Annotated in this window: 21 protein-coding genes; 6 read left to right on the forward strand and 15 right to left on the reverse strand. The window is 63.3% G+C overall.

What is annotated here, in order from left to right; genetic code table 11:
• Positions 1–53: 53 nt before the first annotated feature.
• Positions 54–410: a hypothetical protein gene (locus E4P29_RS13190; RefSeq protein WP_135045272.1), complete on the forward strand. Its 357-nt coding sequence runs from the start codon at positions 54–56 to the stop codon at positions 408–410.
• Between the two features lie 4 nt (positions 411–414).
• Here the strand turns inward: E4P29_RS13190 and E4P29_RS13195 are convergent, their stop codons facing one another.
• The 5 genes from E4P29_RS13195 to E4P29_RS13215 form a co-directional block, all read right to left on the reverse strand.
• On the reverse strand, positions 415–612 hold the full coding sequence (locus E4P29_RS13195; RefSeq protein ID WP_135045274.1) for a PLD nuclease N-terminal domain-containing protein: 198 nt from the start codon (positions 610–612) through the stop codon (positions 415–417).
• Between the two features lie 15 nt (positions 613–627).
• Entirely contained in the window at positions 628–1,584 is a 957-nt protein-coding gene (locus E4P29_RS13200) for an ABC transporter substrate-binding protein (protein ID WP_135045276.1), read from the reverse strand.
• A gap of 75 nt (positions 1,585–1,659) precedes the next feature.
• A complete protein-coding gene (locus E4P29_RS13205) occupies positions 1,660–2,664 on the reverse strand; it encodes a hypothetical protein (protein WP_135045278.1) in 1,005 nt (334 codons plus the stop codon).
• A 132-nt stretch (positions 2,665–2,796) separates the two neighbouring features.
• Entirely contained in the window at positions 2,797–3,249 is a 453-nt protein-coding gene (locus E4P29_RS13210; protein WP_167735473.1) for a GNAT family N-acetyltransferase, read from the reverse strand.
• Entirely contained in the window at positions 3,236–4,210 is a 975-nt protein-coding gene (locus E4P29_RS13215; protein WP_135045282.1) for an aldo/keto reductase, read from the reverse strand. The genes E4P29_RS13210 and E4P29_RS13215 overlap by 14 nt, the downstream gene beginning before the upstream one ends.
• 64 nt (positions 4,211–4,274) lie before the next feature.
• Between E4P29_RS13215 and E4P29_RS13220 the strand changes: the two genes are divergently transcribed.
• The gene (locus tag E4P29_RS13220; RefSeq protein WP_167735474.1) at positions 4,275–5,186 is read left to right on the forward strand and encodes an aminotransferase class IV; all 912 of its coding nucleotides are present in this window, start codon (positions 4,275–4,277) and stop codon (positions 5,184–5,186) included.
• Positions 5,187–5,189: 3 nt separating this feature from the next.
• Here E4P29_RS13220 and E4P29_RS13225 read toward each other — a convergent pair whose 3' ends face one another.
• From E4P29_RS13225 to E4P29_RS13235, 3 genes are all read right to left on the reverse strand, one after another.
• A complete protein-coding gene (locus tag E4P29_RS13225; RefSeq protein WP_135045284.1) occupies positions 5,190–6,338 on the reverse strand; it encodes a serine hydrolase domain-containing protein in 1,149 nt (382 codons plus the stop codon).
• A gap of 64 nt (positions 6,339–6,402) precedes the next feature.
• Complete coding sequence (locus E4P29_RS13230) at positions 6,403–6,771, reverse strand: glyoxalase superfamily protein (RefSeq protein WP_135045286.1); 369 nt, start codon at positions 6,769–6,771, stop codon at positions 6,403–6,405.
• A gap of 45 nt (positions 6,772–6,816) precedes the next feature.
• Entirely contained in the window at positions 6,817–7,377 is a 561-nt protein-coding gene (locus E4P29_RS13235; RefSeq protein ID WP_135045288.1) for a TetR/AcrR family transcriptional regulator, read from the reverse strand.
• Between the two features lie 103 nt (positions 7,378–7,480).
• Here E4P29_RS13235 and E4P29_RS13240 point away from each other — a divergent pair, with 103 nt between their 5' ends.
• Positions 7,481–8,320: an alpha/beta hydrolase gene (locus tag E4P29_RS13240; RefSeq protein ID WP_135045475.1), complete on the forward strand. Its 840-nt coding sequence runs from the start codon at positions 7,481–7,483 to the stop codon at positions 8,318–8,320.
• Positions 8,321–8,365: 45 nt separating this feature from the next.
• Here E4P29_RS13240 and rraA read toward each other — a convergent pair whose 3' ends face one another.
• Together rraA and E4P29_RS13250 are read right to left on the reverse strand one after the other, a co-directional pair.
• Entirely contained in the window at positions 8,366–8,845 is a 480-nt protein-coding gene (rraA, locus tag E4P29_RS13245) for a ribonuclease E activity regulator RraA (protein ID WP_135045290.1), read from the reverse strand.
• A 24-nt stretch (positions 8,846–8,869) separates the two neighbouring features.
• Positions 8,870–9,253 (reverse strand): DUF5313 family protein, encoded by a 384-nt coding sequence (locus tag E4P29_RS13250; protein ID WP_032366711.1) that lies wholly within the window; start codon positions 9,251–9,253, stop codon positions 8,870–8,872.
• A 115-nt stretch (positions 9,254–9,368) separates the two neighbouring features.
• Between E4P29_RS13250 and E4P29_RS13255 the strand changes: the two genes are divergently transcribed.
• Complete coding sequence (locus tag E4P29_RS13255; protein ID WP_245154300.1) at positions 9,369–10,400, forward strand: amidohydrolase family protein; 1,032 nt, start codon at positions 9,369–9,371, stop codon at positions 10,398–10,400.
• Between the two features lie 71 nt (positions 10,401–10,471).
• Positions 10,472–10,717 carry a WhiB family transcriptional regulator gene (locus tag E4P29_RS13260; protein WP_280634542.1) on the forward strand — a complete coding sequence of 82 codons (246 nt, stop codon included), beginning with the start codon at positions 10,472–10,474 and terminating at the stop codon, positions 10,715–10,717.
• On the opposite strand, the gene E4P29_RS13265 is transcribed toward E4P29_RS13260, so the two are convergent.
• On the reverse strand, positions 10,686–11,438 hold the full coding sequence (locus E4P29_RS13265; protein WP_135045477.1) for a MerR family transcriptional regulator: 753 nt from the start codon (positions 11,436–11,438) through the stop codon (positions 10,686–10,688). The genes E4P29_RS13260 and E4P29_RS13265 overlap by 32 nt on opposite strands.
• Before the next feature lie 110 nt (positions 11,439–11,548).
• On the reverse strand, positions 11,549–12,754 hold the full coding sequence (locus E4P29_RS13270; RefSeq protein WP_245154301.1) for a lipase family protein: 1,206 nt from the start codon (positions 12,752–12,754) through the stop codon (positions 11,549–11,551).
• Positions 12,755–12,910: 156 nt separating this feature from the next.
• Here E4P29_RS13270 and E4P29_RS13275 point away from each other — a divergent pair, with 156 nt between their 5' ends.
• Complete coding sequence (locus E4P29_RS13275) at positions 12,911–14,464, forward strand: succinic semialdehyde dehydrogenase (RefSeq protein WP_135045296.1); 1,554 nt, start codon at positions 12,911–12,913, stop codon at positions 14,462–14,464.
• 85 nt (positions 14,465–14,549) lie between these two features.
• On the opposite strand, the gene E4P29_RS13280 is transcribed toward E4P29_RS13275, so the two are convergent.
• The 3 genes from E4P29_RS13280 to E4P29_RS13290 form a co-directional block, all read right to left on the reverse strand.
• Entirely contained in the window at positions 14,550–16,586 is a 2,037-nt protein-coding gene (locus tag E4P29_RS13280; RefSeq protein WP_135045298.1) for an MDR family MFS transporter, read from the reverse strand.
• A 3-nt stretch (positions 16,587–16,589) separates the two neighbouring features.
• Positions 16,590–17,075 (reverse strand): MarR family transcriptional regulator, encoded by a 486-nt coding sequence (locus tag E4P29_RS13285; protein ID WP_032385330.1) that lies wholly within the window; start codon positions 17,073–17,075, stop codon positions 16,590–16,592.
• Between the two features lie 142 nt (positions 17,076–17,217).
• Positions 17,218–17,631, reverse strand: a complete 414-nt coding sequence (locus tag E4P29_RS13290; protein ID WP_135045300.1) for a hypothetical protein — start codon at positions 17,629–17,631, stop codon at positions 17,218–17,220.
• Between the last annotated feature and the right edge of the window lie 43 nt (positions 17,632–17,674).

Below are 17,674 nucleotides of genomic sequence, written 5' to 3' on the forward strand. Positions count from 1 at the left end.
TAGTGCGCGAAAAATAGAAGGCTCCCGAGTCGGTAACTGCGTACGGTAACCGGATGATGGTTCTCGCGACCAGGACTGCGGTGTTGTCGCCGCCGGTCTTCTTCGTCTGGAAGGCACTCATGCGTCCAGATGTGCATCCCAAGAATCAGGGGTTCGCCTGGCCGGTGATGTTCGACGGTGCCACTCTGCCTCGAATTGTGGAGAGCAGCGAGTTCGACCGCGTCATATGGAGTTCGCCGTGGCCGAGTGTCCCCGACGTCCTGTTGCAGTTCGATCTGACCGGAGCAACCCGGCTGCGCTGGACTCTGTTGGCCCACGCGCCCGCACCCAATCCGCACACCGTCGCGTGGCTCCGCGGACAGGTAAGTCATCTGGTGAACATCGACCTACGCAACGCGACTGGATACTGAACTGTCATCTGTTGCCGCCGCTCGGTCCGTAGGGATAGCGCTTGCCGACGGCGAACCACAGGATCGGCCCGATGATCGGCAAGATGAACGCGACGAATGCCCATGCCAACTTGGCCACCAACCCTGTACTGGGGTCACGGAGGATCGAGGCAAGCGCCATGGCGTACAAAGCGATTGCAATCGCGACACCGGCAGACACCATGGCTCCTAAGGTAGCTCAATCCGTGTTGCGGACAACCTCGATCAGCCTGTTCGCGAAACTGGTTGCGGTGATGACCAATCCGTTGTTCAGCTGTGGATCCAGTACCGCGCTGCAACCCGCGGCGACAGCGGGGAGGTTCTGCCACGCGGCGATTCCGTCGATCTGGGTTGAATCGGTCGTCTGGTGGAAGATGAACTCCGCATCCGCGATCTGGTTCAGATTCTCGACCGACAGGCGATAGTTTCCTTCCTCGTCCTCGGGGTTGTTGTGCAGGACAGTGAATCCCATGTCCGTGGCCACCGCATTACCGAGGTAGTTGGTCCACACGATGACGTATCCCTTGGCAACCGGCTCGCTGGTGATGAGGGCGATTCTGCGACCGTTCGTGACTGCGGCCGCGTCGTCGATGGTCCGCTGGTACTCGTCCAGACGCGGCTGCACAGTGTCGAGTAGACCGATGGCCGAGAACTGGTCGACGGTGTACCGCTCGAAATCCGGTTCGTTCACCTCGACGGGAAGGACCGGCGCAATCTTGGTGAGCTGGTCGTTTCCGTACCAGTCGAGTCGCCACCCGTTGGCACGCATCACGATGAGATCAGGTGACAGCGCCGCGATCTCCTCTGCCGTCGGACCGTCGGGTCCACCGATGACCTGGGTCTGCGCGTCGAGCAGTCCCTCGAACTGTCCTGCGGGACGCGCGCCGGGCTGGAAGGTGTTGCCGGTGGCAATGATGGGATATCCGGCAAGCAAAGCGAATTCGAGATCTCCCCGTCCCTCCATCACAATGACCCGGGTGGGGCGTGTGGGAACGGTGACATCGAATCCGTCGCCCGTCATCCGCACTGTCTGCGAGGTAGCGGCCGCCGCGTCCTGGCCCCGAGGCGAGCAGGCCGTAGTGAGTGCAATTGCCCCGGCAGCCAGGAAGAACCCTCGGCGATCGAGCGTTGTGGACGACATAATTCGAGATGGCATTGGGATAGGCTACCCTTCGTTGCGATGCCCCTGCGACGGTCCCCGATCGGCGGCCCAGCAACTACCCTCCATTGCTCACGAACGCCTGTCAGGGCGGCCGATCCTGCGGACGCGCTCCACGGTCTCGTCGGGATGCAGGGAGTGCTGCAGTTCGACAATGGCGGCATCGTCGAGTTCGACGTCCATTGCCCCTGCCGCCCAATCCCATTCGGCCGTCGACCAGACAAAATGAGACACACCCCATTTCGGAAGCCAACCGTCCTCGCTACGGCGCCGCCGACCTAGGAGCGTCCGGCGATTGTTCGACTCGAAACTTCCGTCGCCGACCTTGTTGATGTGCACGTCTCCCGGAGTGAAATCGAGAGGTGCACGCACGATCACCGGTGCCGACGCGACATTCTCGGTGAACCACCTGGCCTGCTCTCGTTGCCGCTCTCGGTACTCCTCTTCGAGACGTTCTTGGTACTCCTCTGTTGTGTATGCGGGACCATCCCAGACGAATACTGCATCGTCGATCGGCTCGCCGATCGTCACGTCGACGAACTGCGAACCGATCCCGGCCTCGTCGATGCGGTCACCCAAGATGAAACCGGATTCGACGTCGACCCAGATGCGCAGCGGATACGGTTTCTCTTCGGGAGGAGCCAATTGCACAGTCCAACAATCGCGTCCGGCGAACTCGACCGTCTCCACCGTGCCGATCGGTTGCGCGAATTCGTGTCCGGTCCACTCGGCGGTACTGCGTTGCTGCAACAAGAATTGGCTGGGACCCAGGTAGATCACGCGACCGGGTGGGCCGACGCGGGGCCGGTCGACCGAGCCTGTGAAGTCCCAGGCGCGAACACCATCGCTGATGAAGATCGGACTACCGTCGAGACGTTCGACGCGGGTCTTTCTCCCGTATCGCCATACCCGACAACTGTCTTCGGGGGCGATCAGAACGGGAGGCGTGCCGCTGTAGGCGAATCCTTGACGAAAGGATTCGGGACTTCCTGCTTCGTGGATCTCCTTGATAGTGCCCCGCATCGGTGTGTTCGAGTCAGTGGTCATGGCCGTGAGAACTTCGATCCAGGCGGTCATGGCCGCAGCCTAGTGCCGAGCAAGGTGCATAGGCTGGGTATTCGAGGTGACGGGACGGGGAATCAAGGACGGCAGCAATCCCACCGGGGCGCTGATCTGGTTCGTCGCCCGCCCACGTAACTCGGATACCGATCAGCGGACGAGTTCGTAGCGGGCCAGCCACAGTCCCGGTAGAACCTGCTGATTCTCGGTGTGCACGAAGCCGAGCGACTCGTAGAGTCTGCGCGCCGGCGCATTGTCCCGGCCGGTAGCCACCTGTATGCGTTGTCCCACAATCGAATCGATCATCACCTCGACCAACGCTCGTCCGATGCCCTGGCGGTGAACGTGTGGAGACACCACCAGACGGTCGATCTCCGAACCGGACCACGCTGCGGCACCGAGGATCTCGCCGAGATCACGCGCGACGAGCCAGTGGACCTGTGCGGCACACAGATCGTCCACCGACTCGTGCAGCAAAGGGATTCGGTCGTCGCCGATCAGTCTCGCTTCGACCGCATACGAACTCTTCTGCACTGCGAGAATCTGCTCGGCGAGGGGCCGGTCTGTAACGGGGTCGACGCGAAGTATCTCAATAGCGACCACCGGCGGGAGCCGGTAGAGCGTCGAGGGCAGCGAGGTGGTCCGGGCTCACGGAGAGCGAGGCTGCGCCCGCGTTCTCGTCCAGACGCGAGGTGCGTCGAGTACCGGGAATCGGCACGACGTGCTCGCCCTGCGCCAGGACCCAAGCCAGGGCCACCTGCGCCGGTGTTGCACCGAGCTCGTCGGCGACGGCCGCGATGGCGTCGACGATCACGAGATTCGCATCGAGATTGTCCTGACTGAAGCGTGGCAGCCGAGCTCGGAAATCATCTGCGGCGGGCGCTGTTCCGCGAAAGTTGCCGGTCAGGAAGCCGCGGCCCAGTGGTGAGAACGGCACGAATGCCGCACCGTTGTCTTGCGTCCACTGCAGCGAGGTGGCGAGGTGATCGCGCGTCCACAGGGACAATTCCGACTGCACCGCAGAAATCGGATGTACCTGCTGGGCCCGATCGAGCTGCTCGACGCTGAACTCCGAGACACCCAGTGCGCGAACCTTTCCGGCCTGTACGGCCTCGGCCATCGCGCCGATGCTGTCTTCGACATCTACCTCGGGATCGGGACGGTGCAGGTAGTACAGATCTATGTGGTCGACGCCCAGGCGGCGCAGCGAATCGTCGATTGCCGAACGTAGGTGTTCGGGCTTGCCGTTGGGGCCCGAAATGACCGGTTCTCCGGCGTCGCCGACGTGGGAGACGAGACCGCCTTTGGTCGCGAGGATCACCTCGTCACGTCGGCTACCGATGGCTGCGCCGACGACTTCCTCGTTGGTGAACGGTCCGTACACATCGGCCGTGTCGATGAAATTCACACCCAGGTCCAAGGCATGCCCGATGACGCGATCGGGGGACTCAGTCCGGTCGTCTGCCTTGTAGGCCCAGGTCATTCCCATGCATCCCAAGCCGATGGCACCCACCGCGGGGCCGTCGCTCCACAGGGTGCGGGTCAGTACTGTGCGTTCGCTCATGTACTCGACCATAGAGAAGTAAATGCGTTGTCGCTCGAACTCGTCGTACGGCTAGCATCGCCGCATGGCACTCCCGCACTCGAAGGTGTATTTCGGCGACAGGCTGGTCGATGCGCAGGACGCGACACTCGGGGTCGCGACCTCGGCCGTCCTCTACGGCCTGAGTGTCTACACCGTGTTTCCGGTGCAGGTGGACGGTGATCGGCGTACCGCCTTTCGGTTGCTCGATCACTATCAGCGACTCGTCGAATCCTGCAAGATCATCGGCATCGACACATTTGCCTCGCAGTGGACGTTCGAGCGATTCGTGCAGGTGACGCAGCAGGTCGTCGCAGCCAATGCCCCGACCGACGAGGTGTACGTGCGCGCGACGGTTCACGTCGACGAGTCCATTCCCGGAACACGGGTGCGTGGTCTGCACACGACAGTGTCGATCTTCCTTTACGACGCCAATCCCATTGTGCCGCAGCACGGTATGCGATTGAAGACCAGTGTGTGGCGTCGCATCCCCGACTATGCGATTCCGTCGCGCGCCAAGGTCAACGGAGCCTACGTCAATTCTGTTCTGGCAAAACAGGATGCCATCGACAGTGGCTTCGACGACTGCATCTTCCTCGACATCAACGGCCACGTCTGCGAGCTGAGTGCCGCGAACATCTTCCTCGTGCGGAACGGAGTGCTCGTCACCCCCGACGTCACCAGCGACATTCTCGACGGCATCAATCGTCGAACCATCCTGACGTTGGCGCGCGAAGAAGGACTGACGGTTCAGGAGCGAACCGTCGACCTCACCGAGCTGTACATCGCCGACGAAGTCTTCGTCTGCGGCACCTCGGCGGGAGTTGCCCCGGTGTACGAAATCGACGGTCGCGCAATAGGAACCAAGGATTCGGGCCCGGTGACACTCACTCTACGAAAGCGTCACCAGGCCGCGCTCACCAGCGACGAAGTACACGGCTGGGTGAGCGTGCTGTAACCGCTACGCGGGGCAGGTCGCCGTCAGGCCGCTGATCAGTGCGTCACTTGCGAACTGGAACATCGGATCGTTGGCCGGGTCCGGTGCCGCAGACGTCCAGGCCACGGACACCTGACGATCCCCGTCCGGGCTGGAGAAGCTGAGTGTGCCGTACCCGAACCCGTTGCCGCGCTGGCCGAACACGAGCTCGCCGGACCCGGGATTGCAGGCATCGCCGCCGAGCAACAGTCCGAGTCCATACGCGGACGGCGTGAGGACCTGCATCTCGTCGATCAGATTCTGCGGAATCAGCGTGCCGTCGAACAGTGCTCTGAAGAAGGTGTTCAAATCGCCGACCGTGGACACCACAGCAGCACCCGAGGACCAGATGCTCGCGTCGAAGGCGGTGACATCGGTGTACGTCCCGTCCTCCAGGACGTAGCCGTGCAGGGCATTGTCGGCGATGGCCGCATCGGTTGGGTAAGTGGTGTCGGTCATCTCCAGGGGATCGAAGATCCTGTCCTGCAACGACTGTCCGATGCTCTTGCCGTCGAGATCGGCGACGATGCGACCGAGTACGACGTAATTGGTATTGGAGTATATGAATTCGGACCCCGGCTCGGTGGTCCACGGCAACGCCAACGCACCCGCGATCAACTCGTCATCGGTGACGACGTCACCTGATCTGGACGCTATGGCGGCGACACTGTCGAATCCGCTGAGGTAGTCCGGCAGCCCGCTGGTGTGATCGAGCAGCTGTCGAACGGTCACCGGCTTGGGGAGTAGCCCGGGCAACAGCTCGTCGACCTGCTGATCGAGCGCGAGCTTCCCCTCGTCGACCAATTGCAGGATTACCGCCGCGACCATCGGTTTGGTGACGCTGGCGATGCGGACCGGATCGTCGGCGGACGCAGGCTCGGTGCCATCGCGCTCGACCAGACCGGCCGCCCCCGACCATGAAGCCTCGCCGTCGCGTACCTGCGCGACAGCGGCCACGGATCCGGCGTCGACCAGGGCGTCCAGGGCTGCCTGGACGTCGTCGGTCTTGATGGTTCCGCTCGAGGGCGTCGTGGTGGTCGGCTCGACGGCTGACGGCTCGTCAGATGATGTGCATCCGCTGATCAGCAGGGAGGTCGAGACGGTGAGGGCGGCGAGGACTCGTAGCTTGCTCATGTCTTCGACGCTATCGCCACCCCCCGAAGGATTTCAGTGTCAAATGTCAGTCGTTTTCGATGAGTCAGCGATCGACCTGGCAGAAGCGGAGGTTGTTGGAGAAGGGGTCTATCACTGTCATGGTCGGCCCACCCGGCGCACCGCGATCGATTCCGGGTCGGCTGCGGGGGTTCTTCTTGTGCAGGAGTTCGGCATTGAAGGTCGCGACATCCGCGATCGGTATCCAGACGGACGTTCCCGGGGTGCCGTCGCCGTAGTGCTGGGACAGATCCAGGATGCAGTCTCCGCGTGAAATGCGAATGTAGAGAGGCAGATCCGTCTCGAATCGATGTTCCCATTCGACCGAAAAACCCAGATAGTCCAGATAGAACGCGCGCGCTTCGACGTCGTCGAAGATGCGCAGAATCGGAACAGCTGGGCCGAATTCCTTCATGGCATCGAGTGTGACACGTGCAGGGCAGTCTGTACCAGAGTCGGGCTACTCGGCGCTCGAATTCAGCAGGATCTCGGCCGCAGCCTTTGCTGCAGAAGCAGATTCGGCCAGTTCGGTGATGGCCGCGGTGGTTTGAGCGCCTTCGGCGAGCAAGGCGATCTGCAGCCCGACTGTCGGCTCGCATCCGGCTTCGACGGCCAATCGAGTGACGTACTCGATGAAGCTCTTCTTGTGCTGCTGCGCGGCGTCGGCGACCTCGGGCATCGTGGCACCCAGCTCACCGAACGAGTTGATGAAGGCGCAGCCGCGAAAGTCGTCCTCTCGGAACCATCGATCCAGGAAGTCGAAGATGGACAACAGCTTTCCGCGCGGCGTGTCGTGTCGGTCCGCCTCGGCGAGGATCCCGTCGTTCCACTGGGCAGTGCGGCCACGGAGGACCTCGGCCACGATGGCCGTCTTGGACGGAAACAGCGTGTACAGACGCTTGAGGGAAATGCCGGCCTTGGCGCGCAACTCGTCCATACCCACAGCCTGGATGCCGCGCGCATAGAACAATTCGTCCGCGGCGTTCATCACCTGTGCCCGTCCGATTTCCGTACTGGTCATCGCTTACCCCTTGCCGAGAGAACCAACGTTCTCTACAGTAGTCCACATGTGGAGAGAACGACCGTTCTCCCGCTCGATGTTCAGGACACAGGAAGGCAGGATCATGGCGTACATCAACGTCGGAACCGAGAACTCCACCCCCGTCGAGGTCTACTACGAGGATCACGGCACCGGCCAACCCGTCGTGCTCATCCACGGCTACCCGCTCGACGGCAACTCCTGGGAACGTCAGTCACGCGCCTTGCTGGACGCCGGATATCGCGTCATCACCTACGACCGTCGTGGGTTCGGGCAGTCGAGCAAGCCCACCGTCGGCTACGACTACGACACCTTCGCTGCGGACCTGGACAAGGTGCTGACCGAGCTGGATCTCAACGATGTCATCCTCGTCGGGTTCTCCATGGGCACAGGCGAATTGGCTCGGTACGCCGCGAAGTACGGCACCGACCGTGTCGCCAAGTTCGCGTTCCTGGCCTCTCTCGAGCCGTTCCTGCTCCAGACCGACGACAACCCCACCGGCGTTCCGCAGTCGGTGTTCGACGGCATCGAGACCGCAGCCCGCGAAGACAGGTTCGCCTGGTTCGAGAACTTCTACAAGGATTTCTACAACCTCGACGAGAACCTCGGCAGCCGCATCAGCGAGGCCACGGTGCGGGCGAACTTCGCCACCGCCGCAGCCAGCGCACCGGTCGCGGCCTACGCCGTCGTACCCACCTGGCTCGAGGACTTCCGCGCGGATGTTGCGAAGGTTCGTGAGTCCGGCAAGCCCACGCTGATTCTGCACGGAACCGCGGACAACATCCTGCCGATCGATTCGACGGGCCGTCCGTTCCACCAGGCGTTCCCCGAGGCCACGTACGTCGAGGTCGAGGGCGCACCCCACGGACTGCTGTGGACGCACTTCCAGGAAGTGAACGACGCGCTGCTCGCGTTCGTGAAGTAACAGCACTACGGCGGCAGGCATTCAGGCCTGCCGCCGAGTGGGCTGCTAGACCGCGACGACGCCGTCGTGATCGCTGTAGACGATCTCGCCCGGGTTGAACGTGACGCCGCCGAAGCTGACCGGCACGTTCTTCTCACCCGAGCCGGTCTGCGTGCTCTTGCGCGGGTTGGTCCCCAGCGCCTTGACGCCGATGTCGAGCGTGCGCAGAATCGCCGAGTCGCGCACCGCACCGTTGACGATGACGCCTGCCCAGCCGTTGTCGACACCCCGTCCGGCGATGATGTCGCCGACGAGCGCGGTGTGGATGCTGGCGTCGCCGTCGACCACGAGAACGCCGCCGTTGCCGGGCTCGCTGAGCGTCTGCTTGACCAGCAGATTGTCTTGGAAGCACCGGATCGTCGTGATCGGTCCGGCGAACTCTGTGTGCTTGCCGAACTGGATGAACTGGGTGTCGCAGCTGCGGATGTCGGGACCGATCTCGTCGGCCAGATCAGCGGTTGCCTTGAATTCCACAGGTGAAGTCATGCGCAGAAGACTAACGTCCGATCGTCAGCCGCGGCCGTGACGGCGCTCGTAGTCGTCCCGGGTGCGGTCGACGCGGCTCTGCGCTTTGGCGTTGATCAACTGGGGGTCGAGGCCGTGAATGAGCAACCGGTGTCGCCGATAGACGTTCATCAGCGCTATCGCGAAGTACACCAGCGGAATGAACAGCAACGCCATCATGGCCAGCGACATCCACAGCGGGCCGGGAATCAGTAGGAACAGCAGCAGCAATGGGATGACCGGAACCGTGAATCGGGCCAGGTAGCGCACCTGGGCACCATTGCCGACAAGGTCGTTTCGGACCCAATCCTGCATCGACGGGGGCAGGACTCGACCGAACGAGTACCCCAAAAATTGCGCAGGACTGGGCTTCGTACGTTCGGTCGTCATCGCGCCATGCTAGTCCCACATCAGTTGGTACAAGTCACCGTTGACTGCGGATAATCTCATATGTGACGATAACGTCAGTTCGGACCGGGTGGTGTCGACGACAAGGACGTAGACCGTGATCGATCGCAGAACTCTGCTCGGCGCGCTCGGTGCAGCCACGCTCTCGGGAGTCGCCCTGTCCGCTGCGACCGCGTCGGCGTCACCGACGCCTGCCGCCGGGGGAGTCGTGGACGTGCACTCGCACATGGTCCCCGACTTCTATCTGCGCGAAGCGCTCGCGTCCGGCATCGTCTTTCCCGACGGCATGCCGAAGTGGCCGTCCTGGTCGGTGACCGAGCATCTGCAGATGATGGACCGGTGCGGGATCGACAGTGCGATCGTGTCCGTGTCGAGCCCCGGGGTGCACTTCGGGGACGACGCCGAAGCCGCCGACTTGGCGCGCCGCGTCAACGATTTCGGGGCGGCCACGGTCGCCGGGCAGCCGCGCCTGGGCTTTTTCGCCTCGCTGCCGCTTCCGAACGTCGTCGACTCGACGGTCGAGGCCGTTCGGGCTCTCGATGTGCTCGGTGCCGACGGGGTCGCCGTCATGTCGAACGCCGGCGGTATGTATCTGGGCAACGCGGTGCTGGCACCGCTGCTCGCGGCGCTCGATGCGCGGTCGGCGGTGGTCTTCGTGCATCCGACCTCGCCGCCGAATGTAGCTGCGGTATCACTGGGCCGGCCGGCTCCGATGATCGAATTCCTTTTCGACACAGCGCGAACCGTCATCGACTTGATTCTGCTGGGCGTGGTCGACCGGTTCCCTCACATCCGCTGGGTGTTCACCCACGGCGGCGGGGTGCTCCCGCTGTTGGCGGATCGGGTCGACTTCTTCCGGACGCAGGTGGGTCTGGGAACACCGACTACGCCGGATGTACTGCAGCGCTTGTGGTTCGACCTCGCCGGTACGCCGGTTCCGCGGCAGCTGCCGGCGTTGCTGTCGGCGGTCGGGCCCGATCGTCTGGTCTACGGCAGTGACTTCTGCTTCACCCCGATCGTTGCGGTGCAGGAGCAGCTGCGCTCGCTCGACGCGGGAGCCGCGGACGGTGGGCTCGAGAACTGGCGCGCTGTCACATCCGACAATGCCCGCCGTCTGCTGAATCTCTGATCGGAAGAAAGCAGGCACCGACGATGAAAGCGCAAGCACTTCAACCGTTCTCGGAGCATTGGGATTGGCAGATGAATGCCGCCTGCCGCTCGATGCCGGTCTCGATGTTCTACCCGCCCCTGGGCCTGAGGGGATACTCGCTGAGAAACCTGGAGCGACAGGCCAAGCTCGTGTGCAGCCGATGCCCTGTGGTCGTGCGCTGCCTGCAACACGCACTCGACACGGACGAAAAGCATGGCGTCTGGGGCGGATCGACCGCACACGAGCGGTCCGCGATGGCTCGCGTCAACCCTGCCGAGCAGCGTTCGCGACGATGACGTCACGGAGATACTGCGCCAAACCGTCGGCGATATCGTTGTAGTGCTTGGCAAATCGCTCGTCCGCGATGTACATCTCCGCCAGATTCACCTGCATCTCGTAGCCGCAGTCGTAGTACCGCTCGACCGACGCGCGATGACGCTCGGCCAGTACCCCGGCTTCGGTGGAATCCGGCGACACACCCCGCTGCATGGCGGCAGCGAGATCGGCTTCCAGGAGGTCCGTCTCTTCCTTGACGGCCTTCCAATCGTCCTTGGTGAACGACGCCGTACGCTGCTGCGACTGCTTCCACTCGTCTGTCTCGCCCCAGCGCTGCTCGGCCTCCTCGGCGTATTCCTCGCCGGGCCAGTTGTCGCCGAAGATCTCTCGCTGCTCCTCGGGAGTCAATTGCATACCCATCTTTTTCGCCTCCATCATCTTGTCCACGGCCGCAGCCATTGCGTGCAAGTGATCGATCCGCTCGCCGAGCAGGTCGCGCTGCCGACGTAGATGCGCCATCGCGTCGACGGCCGGGTCGTCGAGCAACGCTGCAATGACCTCGAGCGGGAACCCGAGCTCGCGGTAGGTCAATACCTGATGCAGCCGTTCGACATCGGCCGACGAATACGTCCGATAACCCTTGGGAGTTCTCCCCGACGGCACCACCAACGCGATCTCGTCGTAGTGATGCAGCGTTCTGACGCTGACACCCACCAACTTCGAGACCGCGCCGACCTGCATGCCGACCTGGACGTCAACCGAACTGTTCGCGGACGAATCACTCACGAAGGACACTGTGCTGCCTCCCGTGGCGTGAGGGTCAAGACGAAAAAACGATTGGTTACCGACCTCTAGCGAATCACACGTTCGCAACCCGAGGTACCTTCTCCGGCCAGTCGTTGTGCCAACCAATCGTAGGCACCGGGGCGGCCGTTGGTCTGAGCGAGCGAGTGATCTCCGGGGATCTCTTCGAGGTGTACCGACGCCCCCGCTGCACACCACTGATCCTGCACGGCCTCGGCACCTTCTTTGGGAATGAGGAAGTCCTGCAGGCCCTGGTAGATGTACACCGGCGCGTCCGGCTTCGTCTGGCCCATGCGATTCTCCTCGACGACGGCCGTGGTGATCGGATGCTGGAACACGTCAGGGACGTTGGAAAGATTTCGCTGGTCCAACAGCAGTAGTCCGCTGTAGGACAACACATCTACGCATTGATCTTTCTGCGCCAGCGCCAGTCGCTTGCCGTTGTCGTTGGCGAGCTGCCGCATCTCCGGGTATTCCCGAGACAGTCCGATCGTTGCCGCAGTGAACAGGCCCGACCCGATCTGACCGTTCAACGACGTCTGCAAAATCTTGTAATCGGTCGGCGGGCCACCGAACGCAACGCCGGCGATGTTCAGCTCGGGTGCGTAGTCGGGGGCCAACTGGGCCGCCCAGCCCGAAGCGATCGCACCGCCGGAATATCCCGTGATGCCGATGGGCGCATCCGGGCTCACGCCTGCAGTCCGGGAGGCGCGCAGACCGTCGAGCACGGTGTGGCCCGACACGAGACCGGCCGAATATGCCTGACGCGGACCCTGATAATCCGTCATCACCACGGTGTAGCCGCGGCCGAGCAGGATCCGGACCTGATCGATCTCTTTGTTGTTGCCCCGCGGGAGGGTGTACGACGGCGCGCACTTGTTACCGAGCGAATCCGTCGCCTCGTTGTATGCGATGACGGGGCGATCTCCGCCACCGGTCCACGGCGTAATGGGCGTGAGCACCGTCGTCGCCGCTGCGATGGGGCGGTTCTTCGAGTCGGTGGAGCGAAAGAGCAACTGGACGGAGACGGCCTCGGGTGTCACCGCGACATCGCGTCGAGCGAGGACAGTGCCGGGCACGACATTCTCGTATCCCGCCGGCGGATCGAACCACGGATCGCCGAGTGACGTGGGGAGATAGGCATCGGGATCGGAGGGTGGAGCAATGAAATCCTGGAGCGGATCTGCCTGCGCAGACCCCGCGAATGCCACCATCAATGCTGCTGCTCCGGCCAGAACTAGTGCCTTGCGCATGGATTCCCCACCCTGTTGCTTCCGAACGCCCCGACGTCGGAGTAGACCACCGCCCATCGTGCCACAGGGCCGCGGAACATCGGCCCTGTGAACTGAGCCCAAGACCAGGTAGGTTGTCTGTTACTCCGAACACTACTCATCAGTAGGGATGCAAAAATGCCTGCTCCGTCCTCTGCGACCTTTTCCCGGCTCGCTGATCTCATCGCCATTCCCGACGCGGATTCGCGTCCCACCAAGACGATCACCGAGGTGTTCACCGGTAAGGAGCTGGCGACCATTCCGGTCGGTACGGCTGCAGATGCTCTGGCTGCGATCGCTCGCGTCCGCACCGCTCAGGCGGCCTGGGCCAAGCGTCCGGTCTCCGAGCGGGCAGAGATCTTCCACCGCTACCGCGACCTGGTGCTCGCGCACCGCGACGAGCTGATGGACATGGCGCAGGCCGAGACGGGTAAGTCCCGCGCTGCCGCCCTCGAAGAAGTCCTCGACATCTCGATGACGTCGCGGCACTACGCACGCACGGCCGCCAAGCTGCTCGCCCCGAAGAAGGTCACCGGCATGCTTCCCGTGCTGACCAAGACTCGCGTTCGGTACCAGCCCAAGGGCGTCGTCGGGATCATCTCGCCGTGGAACTACCCGATGACTCTCGCGGTGTCCGACGCCATCCCGGCACTGCTGGCCGGCAACGGCGTCGTGCTCAAGCCCGACAGTCAGACGCCGTACTGCGCATTGGCCTGTGTCGAGCTGCTCTACAAGGCAGGTCTGCCCCGCGACCTGTTCGCCGTGGTCCCGGGCCCCGGCTCGGTGGTGGGCACCGCGATCGTCGAGAACACCGAATACGTCATGTTCACCGGCTCCACGGCCACCGGCCAGCTCCTGGCCGAGCAGGCGGGGCGTCGACTCATCGGTTTCTCCGCCGAGCTCGGTGGCAAGAACGCCATGATCGTCGCCAAGGGCGCAAACCTGCGGGAAGTATCCGACGCGGCAGTGCGCGCCTGCTTCTCCAACTCCGGTCAGCTCTGCATCTCCATCGAGCGCATCTACGTCGAGAAGTCCATCGCCGCCGAGTTCACCGAGAAGTTCGGCCAGCGGGTACGCAACATGACCGTGGGTGCCGATTACGAGTTCGGCATCGAAATGGGCAGCCTCATCTCCGAGGACCAGATCAAGACGGTATCGGCGCACGTCGACGACGCCAAGGTCAAGGGCGCGACCGTCGTGGCAGGCGGTAAGGCGCGTCCCGACATCGGCCCGCTGTTCTACGAGCCGACGTTGCTGACGAACGTCACCGAGGACATGGAGTGTGCGGCGACCGAGACCTTCGGGCCGCTGGTGTCGATCTACCCCGTCGCCGACGTCGACGAGGCCATCGCAAAAGCCAACGACACCGACTACGGATTGAACGCGAGTGTCTGGGCCAAGACGAAGGCGCAGGGCGAGGCCATCGCGGCACGTCTGCATGCGGGCACGGTCAACGTCGACGAGGGTTACGCGCCGACGTGGGGCACCACCGGTGCGCCGATGGGCGGAATGGGCGTCTCCGGCATGGGCCGTAGGCATGGAAACGAGGGACTGCTCAAGTACACCGAGCCGCAAACCATCGCGACGACCCGCCTGCTCAATCTCGGTGGACCACGCGGACTTCCGCCGAAGTTGTGGGCAAAGATCATGCCCCCTTTCGTCAAAGCGCTGAAGTACATACCCGGCCGGTAGTAACCAGTAGTAGTCGGTAGACGGACGACAAAAGGCCCCGCACTCCCTCTCGGGTGTGCGGGGCCTTTCGCTGTTCTGTGGCAGATCAGTTGACGCTGTGGCCGTTCAGTCCGGCGTTGGCGTAGTGATTGTGGCTGTCGGGAATGTGGTTGTCTCCCAACACCCGAGCCACCTGCTGCTCGCTGAGTCCGAGTCGACGAAGCCGCTCGCACACTGCATCGAAGTCGAGCATCTTGGCATCGAGTTCCTGCTGCAGCTCGATCACCTCGGCGCGAATGGCCTCGGCCTCGTCGAGTGCGGTCAACGTGTCCTCGGGCTGAGGCAGCAGCAGCGTGAGCAGTCGATCACGGGCATCCGAGCTCAGTCCCTCGAAGGGACGCTGACCCGGCTGCGCCTCGTGGCGACCTTCGTTGCGACGCTCGAAGCGGCGTTCGTTGCCGTACTGCGCTCCGACGTAGTCCTGAGTGGCCCCGAAGGACGGGATCTCGGCGAGCTGTTCGCGGCGCTCCGGCTGTCCCTGTGCGTCACTGTCGAAATCGGTCTCGTCCAGATCGGCGACGGGTCCCTGCGCCGGTGCCGACGCGATGTCGATCGTCTGGCGCAGTGGGCGATTCGGGATGAAGATCACGGCGATGAGCGTGACGATCGCAACGAAGCCGGCGATCATGAAGATGCGTCCGGTGGCGTCACCGTAGGCGGTGCGGATGACGTTGACGATCGGTTCGGGCAGTGACGTCAGATCGAGCGATCCACCGCCGCTGGCCGAGCTGTCCACGCCGAGCTGCGCCAAGCCGCTGGCCGACTTCTCGGCGACCCGGGTTGCGAGAAGCGAGCCGAGAACCGAGACGCCGATCGCGCCGCCGAAGGTGCGGAAGAACGCGACCGTCGACGATGCCGCACCGACGTTCTGCACACTGACCGTGTTCTGCACTGCGAGAACGAGATTCTGCATCAGCATGCCGGTACCGAGGCCGACGATGGTGATGAAGATGCCGACCGTCACCAGGCTGGTGGCGTGATCGATCGTGCCCAGGAGCAGGAATCCGACGACCAGCAGAACGGAACCGGTGACGATGAACGGCTTCCACTTACCGAACTTGGTGATGAGCTGACCGGAGCCCACGGAGGCGACGAGCATGCCGAACACCAATGGGATGGAGAGCAATCCGGCTTCGGTGGGGGTGTAGCCGCGAGCGGTCTGGAAGTACTGGCCGAGGAAGGTGGTGGCTCCGAAGAGGCCGACGCCGACGGCGATGGACGCGACGATGGCCAGGCCGGTGGTGCGCTCGGTGACGATCTTGAGCGGGATGATCGGCGACTTGTGCCGAGCCTCGACGATGATCGTCAGGACGAGCAGCGCAACTCCGCCGCCGACCAGGTACGCGGTCTCACGAGAGATCCAGTCGTAGTAGTCGGCCTTGCCTGCGAACGAAACCCACACGAGGAGAACGGAAACGCCCGCGGTCAGCAGCAGTGCGCCGAGCCAGTCGATGGAGACGTTGTCCTTGCGGACGGTCTTGATGTGCAGCGTCTTCTGCAACAGGCCGAGGGCGATGACAGCGAGCGGCACGCAGACGAAGAAGCACCAGCGCCAGCCCAGGGGGCTGTCCACGATGACGCCGCCCAGGATAGGGCCACCGGACATCGACACGGCCATGACAGCACCGGTGTAACCCGAGTAGCGACCGCGATCACGCGGGGAGACGATGGTGCCGATGATGGCGATGACGAGTGCCGTCAAACCGCCCATGCCGATGCCCTGCACCACGCGTGCGGCGAGCAACAGCGGAACGTTGTGCGCGAAGCCGGCGATCAGCGAGCCGGCCACGAAGATGACGATCGCGCTCTGAACGAGGACCTTCTTGTTGAACAGGTCGGCGAGCTTGCCCCAGATGGGCGTCGACGCGGCGTTGGCCAGCAATGCGGTGGTGATGACCCAGGCGTACGCGGTCTGCGAGCCCTTCAGGTCACCGATGATGGTCGGGAGTGCGGTGGAAACGATGGTGGTGCTCAGCAGCGCGGTGAACAGCGCTGCCAGCAGACCGGTGAGGGCTTCGAGGATCTGGCGATGCGTCATCGCATCGGGATCGGCGACTGCCTGATTCGGCGGAGTTTCGGTCATTTCTTATCTCGCAATCAATTCAATGCGGGCCACGTCCTGGTGCTGGGCGTGGGCGTCTTCGGTGAACGTGTCATTGAGCTTGCGGATGGAATCGAGGGCATCGAGAGCCTCGGTTTCGCTCCATTCGCTCAACATCTCTGCCAGGCGACGAGCGCGCCTGTCCCAAATTTGTTTCAGCCGAGCCTGGCCGTCGTCCGACACGCAGACCCGGGACGCTCTTCTGTCGTCCGGATCGGGATGCCGATCGATGTAGCCGAGTTCGACGAGATCCGCGATCTGCCGGCTGAGGGCGGACTGGCTGACGCAGAGCCTGCTGGCGAGGTCGGTCTGTCTGCATTCACCCTCGGTCGCGAGGATGGCCAGAACTCCGGTCAGCGCCTGCGGCAACGGTGAATCCTCCACTCCGGTGGTCACGGCCCGCTTCAGCGTGCGCCCGAAGAGGAAAACCTCTTCGACGAGCGATTCCGCCGTCGTGGATTGAACTGCCATGAGTACTCCAACGCTGAGTCCGATTTACTTGCTGTCTGCAACCATATATATACATACATGCGCTAAGCAAATAATATTCCTGTCTGGTGGGTCACAGCGTGGTAGCGAGGTGGGGATGGCCAGATCCTTCGGACCGGTGACGCTAGTGCGGATAGAAGAAGGATCGGCGCACGGACAGGCCGACCGTCTCGCCCACCTCGGGCCGCGGCCCACGCGTCGAGCAGCGGAAGTCGACGTCGTCGCAGTGCACCAGGACGTCGCTCGCATCGCGGCCGAACAACGACGACGTGACGGTGCCACTGACCTCACCGGTGTGGCCCGCAGATCCGGGCACGATGTCGATGTCGGTCGGCAGGATTGCGAGCGTCCCGGGTCCGGAGCCCTCCGCCTCGAGTGTGAGGGAGCCCGAAGTGAAGGTGCCGTCTGCGACAACGCCGTCGACGAGGGTGGCGTCGGACAGGAAACGCGCGACTAACGCCGATGTCGGAGCACGCACCACGTCCTCGGGTGAGCCGATCTGCTCGATGCCTCGAAGATCCTCGGCATTGCGGGTCATCAGCCGCCTTCGCTCGCTTGTCGTACCCCTCGCCTACTCTCTC

Origin of the sequence: Rhodococcus sp. 1R11, assembly GCF_004563845.1 — a bacterium.
In the GTDB taxonomy this organism is placed as follows: Bacteria; Actinomycetota; Actinomycetes; order Mycobacteriales; family Mycobacteriaceae; genus Rhodococcoides.